Below are 11,727 nucleotides of genomic sequence, written 5' to 3' on the forward strand. Positions count from 1 at the left end.
CCCGTACGACAGGGCCCCGCCGCGCCTTCCCCCTCGCCGGCGGGGCCCTGTCCCTTCAGTCCCCGAGTCGCTGGTACGCGCGGATCGCCAGCGTCGCGAACACCGCGGTCAGCAGCGCGGGCCAGGCGATCGCCAGCGCCAGCGCGTGGTCGGCGGCCCACGACTCCCCGCCCACGCCCGGGTTGCCGAAGAGCTCGCGGATCGCGTTGACCGTCGCCGACAGGGGGTTCCACTCCGCGATGGCGCCGAGCCAGCCGGGCATCAGCTCCGGGGCCGTGAAGACGTTGGAGAGCGCGGTCAGCGGGAACGCCAGCGGGAAGACGATCGCGCCCACCGTGTCGGGGTTCCGCAGGCGAAGCCCCAGGTAGATCCCGATCCAGGTGATCGCCACCCGCAGCGCGAGCACCAGCGCCACCGCGAGCAGCGCCCGCCCGAGGCCGCGGTGCCACTCCCAGCCCACCAGCAGGCCGCAGAGCACGAGCACTGTCATCTCCAGCAGCGCCCGCAGCAGGTCGGCCCCCGCGCGCCCGGTGAGCAGCGCCGTCCGCGCCACCGGCATCGAGCGGAAGCGGTCCACGACGCCGCGCCCGGCGTCGACGGCGACCGCGGAGCCGGTGGCCCCCATCCCGTAGAGCATGGTCATGGCGAACACGCCGGGGATCAGGAACTCCCGGTAGTCACCGCCGCCCGGCACGGTCATACCGCTGCCGAAGACGTAGCCGAAGACCAGCACGAACATGATCGGCAGCGCGAAGTAGAGGACCAACTCCTCCGGGCTCCGCGCCAGATGGGCCATGTTCCGGCGGGTCATGATCCAGCCGTCGGCGACGGCCGCGCTCGGCCTGCTCATGCCGGCACCCCCGCCCGAGTCGCGCCGCGCTCGACGGTGAGGTGCAGGAACGCCTCGTCCAGGGTGGGGCGCCTGGTCCCGATGTCCTCGACCTGGATGCCGGCGTCGTGCAGCGCGCGGACCACGCCGGTCAGCGCGGTCACCCGGTCGCGGACGGCGACGCTGACCCGCCGGGTGTCCCGGTCGATCTCGGGCGGCTGCCCCTCGCCGACCCTCGCCACGAGCGCCGCCACCGTTTCCAGCTGGTCCGGGCGCCGGGCGACGACCTCCACCCGGTCGCCGCCGATCAGCCCCTTGAGCGCGTCGGGGGTGCCCTCGGCCACCACCCGCCCGGCGTCGATCACCGCGATCCGCTCGGCCAACTGGTCGGCCTCCTCCAGGTACTGGGTGGTGAGGAGCACGGTGGCGCCGGACGCGACCAGCGAGCGGACGGCGTCCCACACCTGGTTGCGGCTGCGCGGGTCGAGCCCGGTGGTCGGTTCGTCGAGGAACAGCACCTCTGGCATGCGGACCAGGCTGGCCGCCAGGTCGAGGCGCCGGCGCATGCCGCCCGAGTACTGCCCCGCGTTGTGGCCAGCCGCCTCGGTCAGGCCGAAGCGTTCGAGCAGCTCGTCGGCGCGGCGGCGCGCGGCGCGCGGGCCGAGCTTCAGGAGCCGGCCGAACATCACCAGGTTCTGCCGGCCGCTGAGCAGCTCGTCGACCGCCGCGTACTGCCCGGTCAGGGCGATGAGCTCGCGCACCCGCTCCGGCCGCCGCGCGACGTCGTGTCCGCCGACGGTGGCCCGGCCGGCGTCGTACCGCAGCAGTGTGGCCAGCGCTCGGACGGTCGTCGTCTTGCCGGCGCCGTTGGGCCCGAGCAGTCCGTAGACCATGCCGGTCGGCACGGTCAGGTCGAGGCCGTCGAGGGCCTGGTGGCCCGAGCTCCCCCCGTAGCGCTTGCGCAGCCCCTCGGCCGCTATGGCGTGGTCGGCCACTGTCGCTCCCCCATCCCTAAACCTTGTACACCGTAGAGTTTCGCTGTACACCGTACAAGGTTCTAGGATCGTGTCAACCAACGACGGGGACGACAGGGAGAGGGATGGCTGCCGAGCGACGCGGGGGGCGCGACCCGGAGTACCTGATGGAGCTGCTGTGGCGCACCCAGTCGCCGGGCAGCCGGGGGCCGCGCGGCGCGCTGAGCGTGGACCGGGTCGTCACGGCGGCCGTGGAGATCGCCGACGCAGAGGGGCTCGGCGCCGTCTCGATGCGTCGGGTGGCGGAGCGGCTCGGGGTGACGACGATGTCGCTCTACACCTATGTGCCGAGCAAGGACGACCTGCTCGATCTGATGTTCGACGCGGCCTCAGGGCGACCCGACACCAGCGACTGGCCGGACGACTGGCGGGGCGGCCTCACCGCCTACGCGCGGGACACGCGGCGGGTGCTGCTGGCCAGCCCCTGGATGCTCGACGTGCCCATCGGGGCGCCGCCGATGGGCCCCAACAACCTCGCCTGGATGGAGGCGGCGCTGGCCACCATGGCGGACACCCCGCTCACCGCGGACGACATGATGGGCGTGCTGACCATTCTCAGCGGCCATGTGCTCACCGAGGTGCGCCAGCAGTTGACGATGAGCCGGGCGACCCCGCGCACGGGCGTGGACTACGCGGACTGGGACGAGGTCTACCGCCGGCTGCTCGGCCGGGCCGCCGCCTCCGGCCGCTACCCGACCCTCGCCCGGGTGGTGGCGGCCATCACCCAGGACGACAAGCGGGGCCCCGAGGAGGACTTCGTCTACGCCGTGGACTTCATCCTGGACGGCGTCGACGCCCTGATGCGCACCCGCCGGGCCGCGTGACGGCGAAGGCGGCGGCATCGACGCGGCGAACGCACTGGGCCTTGAGCAGAGCCCCCAGAGCCCGCGAGAGCGTCCAGCTCCGGGCGGCCCCCGTAGCGGCACGGCTGGGAAAACCCTGTTTCCGAAAACCGAATCTTCGAAAACTTGATTTTCGATGGACTGGATGGATACGGTCATACCGTCAGCACGCAGTACCACCCTTGGAGCACCATGCCGGACCAGACCGAGGGGTCCTCCCGTCGCGGCCGTCTCACGCCCGAGCGTGAGCGGGAGCTGCTGGAGGCCACGCTGCAGCTGGTCGTTGAAGTCGGCTACGACCGGGTGACGATGGCGGATGTGGCCAGGCGCACCAAGTCCAGTACCGCCACGCTCTACCGGCAGTGGGGCAGCAAGGGGAAGCTCGCCGTCACGGCGCTCACGATGCACATGGCGGAACGCGGCTACCTGCCGTCGGGGATCGACACGGGCACCCTCCGCGGCGATCTCCTCGCGCTCGCGGGCCAAGGGCGTGAGAACGACCCGGCCACGGAATCGCTGTTCTCGATCTACCACTCCATCCTGGCGGACGAGGAGGCGATGGCCGCCCTGCGCGAGCTGGTCCTCGACCCCATCGTGGCGGAGCTGCGGGCGATCGCGCGACGGGCCGTCGAGAGAGGAGAGATCGACGCCGGGAACCCGGCGATCGGGCTGATCGAGCACGTCTTCTTCGGCCCCTTGCTCACCGAGAGGTTCTTCCAAGACCGTGCGGCCACCCCCGCCCTGCTGGGGAACGTCATCGACGCCGTACTCCTGCCCGCCCTGACCTCACGCCAGGCAGCCGCGACCGGCTGAGCCGTCCGGAGTCCAGCCCAACTCCCTCATCCAGGGAGGGAGGAAGACCACCGCCGGGCTGAAGTCCCCTTCCCTTCGGCCTCCTTCCCCGCTCCGTCCGCGTCGCCGCGCGCGGCAGCGGATGAGCTCCGTGCCCTCTCGTCACCTGCCGTGCCCGGTGGCCGGCCGGACGGCACCGTGCGCCCGAAAACGAACACCACGCACACCACCTATCCAGAAAGCGCGTCACCATCATGGCGATATTTCTCTATAAAGTTGGCTGCTTCTCCTTCCGGCGGCGAGGCGCGGTCCTCCTGCTGTGGCTGGCAGTGCTCGCCGCCGTCGGCGGCGCCGCGCTCTCGTCCTCCGCCACCGCCTCCAACTCGTTCACCATGCCCGGCACGGAATCGCAGAAGGCGTTCGATCTGCTGGAGGAGCGTTTCCCGGGCTCGACGGCCAACGGCGCCACCGCGCGGGTGGTCTTCCAGGCTCCGGACGGTGACGTCTCCGACGCCGCCGACCGGGGCACCGTCGAACGGGTTCTGTCCGAGGTGAGCTCCGGCTCGGTCAACGTCGCCTCCATAGCCGATCCCTACGTGGCCGGCGCGGTCAGCCAGGACGGCTCGGTCGCGTACGCCGTGGTCAACTACACGGTGGAGTCCGCGGAGATGGGGAGCGCGGACCGCGCGGCGCTGGAACACGCCGCCGAGGTCGGCGAGGAGGCCGGCCTGATCGTCGAGGTCGGTGGCAACGCCATGGACGAGCAGCCGGGCTTCAGTGTGACCGAGATCATTGGCGTCGCCATCGCCGCGGTCGTCCTGCTCGTCACCTTCGGCTCGCTGGTCGCCGCGGGCCTGCCGCTGCTGACCGCGATCGTCGGCGTCGGCATCAGCCTGGCCTCGATCACCGCGCTGACCGGCCCGCTCGAGCTGAGCAGCACCACGCTCACCCTGGCGCTGATGCTGGGCCTGGCGGTCGGTATCGATTACGCGCTGTTCATCGTCACTCGCTACCGGGCCGAACGCGCCGAGGGCCGCGCCCCCGAGGAGGCCGTCGGACGCGCCGCCGGAACGGCCGGCTCGGCGGTGGTCTTCGCCGGCCTCACCGTGGTGATCGCCCTGGCCGGCCTCGCCGTGGTGAACATTCCGCTGTTGACCGAGATGGGCCTGGCCGCCTCCGGCGCAGTCGCCCTCGCCGTCCTGGTCGCCCTCACTCTCATCCCGGCGATGCTTGGCTTCGCCGGCGACCGGGTTCTCTCGCGCAAGGACCGCGAGGAACGCCGCGGCCGCGGGGTCACCGCCTTCGAGGCGGCCAACGCCGCCGCCGGCGACGACCGGGGCGAGGGCCGTGCGCTGGGCGTGCGCTGGGCCCGGTTCGTGCTGCGCCGTCCGGTGACGGTGCTGCTGGCCTGCGTACTCGGCCTCGGCGCGATCGCCATCCCGGCCCTGGACATGCAGCTTGGCCTGCCCGACGACGGCTCCAAGCCGTCCAGCTCCACCCAACGCCAGGCGTACGACCTGCTTGCCGAAGGCTTCGGCCCCGGCTTCAACGGGCCGCTGACCGTGGTCGTCGACGCGCGCGGCAGCGCCGACCCGCAGCAGGTGGCCGAGGAGGTGGGCGCGACCGTCTCCGGCCTGGACGACGTTGCCGCGGTCACCCCGGCCACCTTCAACGAGGCCGGCGACACCGCCGTCCTCACCGTGATCCCCGACTCCAAGCCCTCAAGCGCCGACACCGAGGACCTGGTCAACGCCATCCGCGACGCGACCGGCGACGAGGTCCTGGTCACCGGCACCACCGCGGTGAACATCGACATGTCGCAGCAGGTGGGCGACGCGCTGATGCCGTACCTGTTCCTGGTGGTGGGCCTGGCGTTCCTCCTGCTGATGGTCGTCTTCCGCTCCGTCCTCGTCCCCCTGAAGGCTGCCCTGGGGTTCCTGCTCTCCGTGGTGGCCTCACTCGGCGCGGTGGTCGCGGTCTTCCAGTGGGGCTGGGCCGCCGAGCTCGTCGGGCTTGAGGAGACCGGCCCGGTCATGAGCATGATGCCGATCCTCCTGGTCGGGATCGTCTTCGGCCTGGCCATGGACTACGAGGTCTTCCTCGTCAGCCGGATGCGGGAAGCCCACGTCCACGGCGAGGCCCCCCGGCAGGCCATCGTCACCGGTTTCCGCTACAGCGCCCGAGTCGTCGCCGCCGCCGCGGTCATCATGATCAGCGTCTTCGCCGGCTTCGTCGGCACCCCCGAACCGATCATCAAGACGATCGGCTTCGGCCTGGCCATCGCCGTCCTCTTCGACGCCTTCGTCGTCCGCATGGCCATCGTCCCTGCCGTCCTGGCCCTCCTCGACCGCGCGGCGTGGTGGCTGCCGCGCTGGCTGGACCGCGCCCTACCCAACGTGGACATCGAGGGCGAGCGGCTCCACCAGGCACTCGACGGCGGGGGTGACAGCACCGGTCCCGACGAGGCACGTCGGGACCAGTCCGAGTCCGAGCCCAGCGCTGTCTGACACCGGCCCGTCAGAAGGAACACCTCACATGCGATGGTTCTGTTGCTCGCGGTCAGCGGCCGCCTGACGGCCCTCGGCCCCTCGCGCCTCCGCCGGTGCCTGTGCTGCAACTGCGGGGTAGTGGGTGCCGAGAGCCGAGAAGTACATGGTCAAAGGCCTGTGCCGGCGGAGACTGTACATCTGCTGGCTCGGCCGCCCAAGTTCGAACCCTGGCGCCGCCACCGCGAAGAAACGGCCCCTGACCTGCGTGACCGCGGGCAGGGGCCGTTCTTTTTCTCCAGCGTCCCGCCGCCTCGGGCGCGCCGTCTGTCTCGCTCGATCTCGAGTGATTCGCCGAGCCGGAGTTGGTGGTCGGTTGGTGCGACCTCTGTCCGCTTGGACGCCGATCCTGGTCAGGCGTCGTGGGGTGTCGAGGGGCGGGTGACGGGGACGACGGTGAGCAGGTTGTCCAGGCCCCTGAAGTCGTCGGGGTTGGTGGTGAAGAGGGGGAGTTCTTCGGCGATGGCGGTCGCGGCGATCAGCAGGTCGGCCACCCTGCGCCGCGGTGTGCGGCCGGCGCCGATGACTGCCGCGCAGACTCTGCCGTAGATGCGGGCCGCGTCCGCGTCGAAGGGGATCGGGTCGAACTCGTTCTCGGCGCGCTGGAGGATGTCCGTGCGCCGGGCGCGCTCGGCGTGTTCCTCGTAGTGGTCCTGCTCCGTGCTGCTTCGGACCTGGTGGGGGCCTGCGGAGAGTTCGGCCAGGGTGATGGCGCTGATGGCCATCTCGGCTGGCAGTTCCTCGGGGTTCACCCACCTGCGCAGGATCATGATGTTGGTGTCGATGAGGCCCTGCTGGTGCTCAACGGGCATAGGGGTCGTCCAGATCCTGGTCGGCCGTGGTGCCCTGGTCGGTGCGGAAGGCGTCCAGGGAGACGTCCGGAGCCGTGCGGGACATGGCCGCGAATTCGCCGCGTGGGACGAAGCGTCGACGTCGCCGCAGGGGGATCAGCTCGCCGATGCGATGTCCGTCTCGGGTGACGGTGAAGGACTGGCCGCCCTGGACGGCGTCCATGATCTCTTTGGACTTCGTGCGTAGATCACGCTGGGTGATCTCGGGTTGTGCGGCCATGGAGCGATAATAGTGGTGCTGTGCTACCTGGTGCTACCCTGAGCCTCTCGGATCCGCTGCTGTGAATGGGGAGCGCACCACCCTCGAACGGGCGCTCCTCCGGTACCTCTGTCCCGCTTCTCGCACCTGCCTGCGGACCATCCACCCGGCGTCCCCGCACGGGCGAGGATTGTCTGGGCAGTGAACGCGCGGCTGTCAGGCGAGCCGCCTCGTGCCAGCCGATCGTTTACGTGGCGGTCGACACCAACTCATGCACGCGGCCGCCCGCCTCACCCCGAGGAACCTGGAGAACCCGACCCACGCGTTGGACCCCAGCCATGCCCACCCAGCCACAAGCAACCGAAACCACCACGTCACCGCCAACCGCAGTCAGGGCCGCGCGCCACGCGGACGGGCTACCTGTACGCCTCCTCCTTCTACCGGCAGGTCTGGACGGTCGCCCTGAAGAAGGCCGGGGTGGAGTACTTCAAGCCGCACGCCGTGCGTCACTACTACGGGTCGCGTCCGCTCTGTGCGGGGGTACCTGAGAACGACGTGGCCGACTGGATGGGCCACAGCAGTACGGACGTGCTCCGGGAGCTGCCACTACATCTTCGGGGGCGCCGAGGAGCGCGGGCGCCAGGCGATCGCCACGATGCTCAGCCCGGGGGCGGACGACCCCGGAGAATCGCGCAGCGAAGTCGCCCGAGTCGCATGCGGAGGACCCCCGGCGCGGCGCCGGAGGTCCTTGCGTCTGCCCAGGTCACGGGCCGGTTGGTGGCCTCGGGTTGCCCAGGATTTCCTCAGCGCGACAGGCGCGGACCCCCGGGTAGCAGGCGCCAATAGACGCAAGTGCCGTGGGGGCGTCTGGGGCCCATGAACGGGGTCTGGCCTGGGAAGAACCTGCTAGGGCAGGTTCCTCGCCATCACGACCCGCTGGATCTGGTTCGTGCCTTCATAAATTTGGGTGATTTTCGCGTCCCGCATCATCCGCTCCACCGGGTAGTCCCGGGTGTAGCCGTAGCCGCCGAGCAGTTGGACCGCGTCCGTGGTGATCTCCATCGCCGCGTCCGAGGCGTAGCACTTGGCCGCCGCCCCGAAGAACGTCAGGTCCGTGTCCTCGCGCTGCGACCTGGCCGCAGCCGCGTAGGTGAGCTGGCGGGCCGCCTCCAGCTTCATCGCCATGTCGGCCAGCATGAACTGCACGCCCTGGAAGTCCCCGACCGGCTTGCCGAACTGCCTGCGCTCCCGGACGTACCCCTTGGCGTAGTCCAGCGCCCCCTGCGCGATGCCGAGCGCCTGCGCCGCGATGGTGATCCTGGTGTGGTCCAGGGTGCGCATCGCCGTGGCGAAGCCGGTGCCCTCGGCGCCGATCATCCGGTCGGCCGGGATCCGCACGTTGTCCAGGTAGACCTCGCGGGTCGGCGAGCCCTTGATGCCCAGCTTCTTCTCCGGCGCGCCGAACGACACGCCCGCGTCGCCCTTCTCCACCACGAACGCCGAGATCCCGCCCCTGGTCCGCTTCTCCGGGTCGGTCACGGCCATCACCGTGTAGTAGTCGGAGACACCCGCGTTGGTGATCCAGCGCTTGACGCCGTTCAGCACATAGTGGTCACCGTCCCGCACCGCCCTGGTCTTCATCCCGCCCGCGTCCGAGCCGGCGTCGGGCTCCGAGAGGCAGTAGGAGAACATCGCATCGCCCCTGGCCAGCGGCGTCAGATAGCGCGCCTTGAGCTCACTGGACGCCGCCAGCATCAGCGGCAGCGAGCCCAGCTTGTTGACCGCCGGGATCAGCGAGGACGAGGCGCACACCCGCGCCACCTCCTCGATCACGATCACCGTCGCCAGCGCGTCGGCGCCGGCACCGCCGAACTCCTCGGGCACGTGCACGGCGTGCAGGTCGCTGCCCACCAGCGCGTCCAGGGCCTCCTGCGGGAAGCGGGCCTCCTCGTCCACCTCGGCCGCGTGCGGGGCGATCTTCGCCTCGGCCAGCGCCCGGACCGACTCCCGGAGCATCTCGTGCTCCTCTGCCGGGCGGTACAGATCGAAATCCGCGTCTCCTGCCACGTGATCCAACTCCCTCGCGACGAGCGGCATGCTAATGACCGTTAAGTAACATGCATCGTAGGCCGCCACGGCCGCCGCCGACAGGTGGGCTTCCCGACAACCGGCCGTCACCGCCGGGGGCTATGCTCGATGGCATGCCTCCGAAGATCACGGTCATCGGCCTCGGATACCTCGGCGCCACCCATGCGGCGGCTATGGCCGAGCTCGGCTTCGAGGTGCTCGGCCTCGACGTGCTCCCGGAGAAGATCGATCGGCTCAAGCGCGGCGAGACCCCCATCTACGAGCCGGGCCTCGACGAGTTGCTGCGCCGGCACGTCGCCGGGCTGCCGGGCTCCACCGGCCGGCTCTCCTTCACCGACTCGCCCGCCGAGGTCGCCGCCTTCGGCGACGTCCACTTCGTCTGCGTCAACACCCCGCAGAAGCCAGGCGAGTACGCCTGCGACATGAGCTACGTCGACGCGGCCGTCGACGCCCTCGCCCCGCACCTCAGCCGCCCGGCCCTGGTCGTCGGCAAGTCCACCGTGCCGGTCGGCAGCGCCGCCCGGCTGGCCAGCAGGCTCGCCGAGCTCGCTCCGGCGGGCGAGGCCGCCGAACTGGCGTGGAACCCGGAGTTCCTGCGCGAGGGCTTCGCCGTCGAGGACACCCTGCGCCCCGACCGGATCGTGGTAGGCGTCACGAGCGAGCGCGCCGAGACGCTGCTGCGCGAGGTCTACGCCACCCCGCTGGCCGCCGGCACCCCCTTCATCGTCGCCGACCTGCCGACCGCCGAGTTGGTCAAGACGGCGGCCAACGCCTTCCTCTCCACCAAGATCTCCTTCATCAACGCCATGGCCGAGATCTGCGAGGCCGCCGATGGCGACGTGGTCACGCTGGCCGAGGCCCTCGGCCACGACGACCGCATCGGCCGCAAGTTCCTGCGCGCCGGCATCGGCTTCGGCGGCGGCTGCCTGCCCAAGGACATCCGCGCCTTCATGGCCCGCGCCGGCGAGCTCGGCGCCGCCGAGGCGCTGTCGTTCCTCCGCGAGATCGACTCCATCAACATGCGCCGCCGCGCCGCCATGGTCGAGCTGACCAGGGAGACCCTGGGCGGCTCGCTGCTCGGCAAGCGGGTCGCCGTGCTCGGCGCCGCCTTCAAGCCCGACTCGGACGACGTGCGGGACTCCCCGGCGCTCAACATCGCGGGTCAGCTCCACCTCCAGGGCGCGGAGATCACCGTCTACGACCCCAAGGGCATGGAGAACGCGCGGCAGATCTTCCCCACCCTGCGCTACGCCGGGTCCGCCGCCGAGGCGATGCGCGACGCACACGCCGTGCTGCACCTCACCGAGTGGCGCGAGTTCCGCGAGCTCGACCCGGCGGCGCTCGGCGAGATCGTCGCCGAGCGGCAGATCCTCGACGGGCGTAACGCGCTCGACCCGGCACTGTGGCGCAAATCCGGCTGGACCTACCGGGCCCTCGGCCGACCCACGGCCTGAATCCCCGCCGCTTTCCTCAATAGTTCCTCAACACCGGCCAATTGACGGTGCGTTGACGCTATCGTCCCCGCATGCCAGAGATCACGGGGACGAAACCGATCAGTGCGAAACCGCCGGAGGCGGAAGGCGGCACGGAACTCAAGCGAGTCATGGGGCCGGGGTTGCTCCTGCTCTTTATCGTGGGCGACATTCTCGGCACCGGCGTCTACGCGCTGACCGGTCGGGTCGCGGCGGAGGTCGGCGGCGCCGTGTGGCTGCCGTTCCTCTGCGCCTTCACGGTGGCTTTGCTGACGGCCACCAGCTACCTCGAACTCGTCACCAAATACCCACGCGCGGGCGGCGCGGCCGCCTACTCACACCGCGCCTTCGGCATCCACTTCCTCACCTTCCTGGTGACCTTCGCGGTGATGTGTTCCGGCCTGACCTCGGCCTCCTCGGCCTCCAAGGCCTTCGCCGCCAACCTGCTGTCCGCGCTGGACGTGGACGGCGACACCGGGCGGATCGCCATGGTCATCGCGCTCGCCTTCATGGCGACCATCAGCCTGGTGAACCTGCGCGGCGTCGGCGAGAGCGTGAAGGCCAACGTGGCGCTCACCGCCGTCGAACTCTCCGGACTCCTCATCGTGATCGGTGTCGGGGCGTGGGCGGTGCTGCAGGGAAAGGGTGAATTCTCCCGCGTCACCGAGTTCGACACGACCGGTGGTGAAACGGCCTTCGGTGCCGTCACCGCCGCCACCGCGCTCGCCTTTTTCGCGATGGTCGGATTTGAGGATTCGGTGAACATGGCGGAGGAGACGAAGGATCCGGTTCGGGCCTTTCCGCGCATGATGCTGATCGGCCTGTGTGTGACCGGTGTGATCTATGTGTTGGTCGCCATCGCCAGTGTCGCCCTCGTGGAACCGGCCGAGTTGGGCGAGGGAGAAACGCCGCTGCTGCGGGTGGTGGAGGCCGGCGCGCCGGGATTCCCGATCGACCTGTTCGCCTGGATCACGATGTTCGCGGTCTCCAACTCGGCGCTCATCAACATGCTGATGGCCAGCCGGCTGCTCTACGGCATGGCCAGGGAACGGTGCCTCCCCGCCCCCTTCAGCC

At 70.5% G+C, this 11,727-nt stretch carries 10 protein-coding genes; 5 read left to right on the forward strand and 5 right to left on the reverse strand.

From position 1 onward, the window contains the following. Positions 1-55: 55 nt before the first annotated feature. Entirely contained in the window at positions 56-850 is a 795-nt protein-coding gene (locus tag E1265_RS25360) for an ABC transporter permease (RefSeq protein ID WP_207931201.1), read from the reverse strand. Next, positions 847-1,824: an ATP-binding cassette domain-containing protein gene (locus tag E1265_RS25365; protein WP_132933327.1), complete on the reverse strand. Its 978-nt coding sequence runs from the start codon at positions 1,822-1,824 to the stop codon at positions 847-849. The genes E1265_RS25360 and E1265_RS25365 overlap by 4 nt, the downstream gene beginning before the upstream one ends. A 104-nt stretch (positions 1,825-1,928) precedes the next feature. Here E1265_RS25365 and E1265_RS25370 point away from each other — a divergent pair, with 104 nt between their 5' ends. The 3 genes from E1265_RS25370 to E1265_RS25380 all read left to right on the forward strand — a co-directional run bounded on the left by E1265_RS25370 (position 1,929) and on the right by E1265_RS25380 (position 6,004). After that, on the forward strand, positions 1,929-2,687 hold the full coding sequence (locus tag E1265_RS25370) for a TetR/AcrR family transcriptional regulator (protein ID WP_132933328.1): 759 nt from the start codon (positions 1,929-1,931) through the stop codon (positions 2,685-2,687). Between the two features lie 210 nt (positions 2,688-2,897). Beyond that, positions 2,898-3,518: a TetR/AcrR family transcriptional regulator gene (locus E1265_RS25375; RefSeq protein WP_132933329.1), complete on the forward strand. Its 621-nt coding sequence runs from the start codon at positions 2,898-2,900 to the stop codon at positions 3,516-3,518. Between the two features lie 233 nt (positions 3,519-3,751). Then, positions 3,752-6,004: an MMPL family transporter gene (locus E1265_RS25380; protein WP_132933330.1), complete on the forward strand. Its 2,253-nt coding sequence runs from the start codon at positions 3,752-3,754 to the stop codon at positions 6,002-6,004. A 392-nt stretch (positions 6,005-6,396) separates the two neighbouring features. Here E1265_RS25380 and E1265_RS25385 read toward each other — a convergent pair whose 3' ends face one another. The 3 genes from E1265_RS25385 to E1265_RS25400 all read right to left on the reverse strand — a co-directional run bounded on the left by E1265_RS25385 (position 6,397) and on the right by E1265_RS25400 (position 9,160). Then, positions 6,397-6,855, reverse strand: a complete 459-nt coding sequence (locus tag E1265_RS25385; protein WP_132933331.1) for a type II toxin-antitoxin system VapC family toxin — start codon at positions 6,853-6,855, stop codon at positions 6,397-6,399. Continuing rightward, positions 6,845-7,114: a type II toxin-antitoxin system prevent-host-death family antitoxin gene (locus tag E1265_RS25390; RefSeq protein ID WP_132933332.1), complete on the reverse strand. Its 270-nt coding sequence runs from the start codon at positions 7,112-7,114 to the stop codon at positions 6,845-6,847. The genes E1265_RS25385 and E1265_RS25390 overlap by 11 nt, the downstream gene beginning before the upstream one ends. 885 nt (positions 7,115-7,999) lie before the next feature. After that, positions 8,000-9,160: an acyl-CoA dehydrogenase family protein gene (locus E1265_RS25400; RefSeq protein WP_132933333.1), complete on the reverse strand. Its 1,161-nt coding sequence runs from the start codon at positions 9,158-9,160 to the stop codon at positions 8,000-8,002. Positions 9,161-9,294: 134 nt separating this feature from the next. Here E1265_RS25400 and E1265_RS25405 point away from each other — a divergent pair, with 134 nt between their 5' ends. Then, positions 9,295-10,635 carry a UDP-glucose/GDP-mannose dehydrogenase family protein gene (locus E1265_RS25405; protein WP_132933334.1) on the forward strand — a complete coding sequence of 447 codons (1,341 nt, stop codon included), beginning with the start codon at positions 9,295-9,297 and terminating at the stop codon, positions 10,633-10,635. Positions 10,636-10,784: 149 nt separating this feature from the next. Further along, positions 10,785-11,727, forward strand: a 943-nt coding sequence (locus tag E1265_RS25410) for an APC family permease (RefSeq protein WP_132933336.1), incomplete at its 3' end; no start/stop codon positions are given.

Source organism: Streptomyces sp. 8K308 (genome assembly GCF_004348315.1).
GTDB lineage: Bacteria > Actinomycetota > Actinomycetes > Streptomycetales > Streptomycetaceae > Streptomyces.

What these genes read in the sequence shown, in the direction of transcription:
- E1265_RS25360 (WP_207931201.1), bottom strand. Translation starts at nt 850, where the DNA reads ATGAGCAGGCCGAGCGCGGCCGTCGCCGACGGCTGGATCATGACCCGC.
- E1265_RS25370 (WP_132933328.1), top strand. Translation starts at nt 1,929, where the DNA reads ATGGCTGCCGAGCGACGCGGGGGGCGCGACCCGGAGTACCTGATGGAG.
- E1265_RS25375 (WP_132933329.1), top strand. Translation starts at nt 2,898, where the DNA reads ATGCCGGACCAGACCGAGGGGTCCTCCCGTCGCGGCCGTCTCACGCCC.
- E1265_RS25380 (WP_132933330.1), top strand. Translation starts at nt 3,752, where the DNA reads ATGGCGATATTTCTCTATAAAGTTGGCTGCTTCTCCTTCCGGCGGCGA.
- E1265_RS25385 (WP_132933331.1), bottom strand. Translation starts at nt 6,855, where the DNA reads ATGCCCGTTGAGCACCAGCAGGGCCTCATCGACACCAACATCATGATC.
- E1265_RS25390 (WP_132933332.1), bottom strand. Translation starts at nt 7,114, where the DNA reads ATGGCCGCACAACCCGAGATCACCCAGCGTGATCTACGCACGAAGTCC.
- E1265_RS25405 (WP_132933334.1), top strand. Translation starts at nt 9,295, where the DNA reads ATGCCTCCGAAGATCACGGTCATCGGCCTCGGATACCTCGGCGCCACC.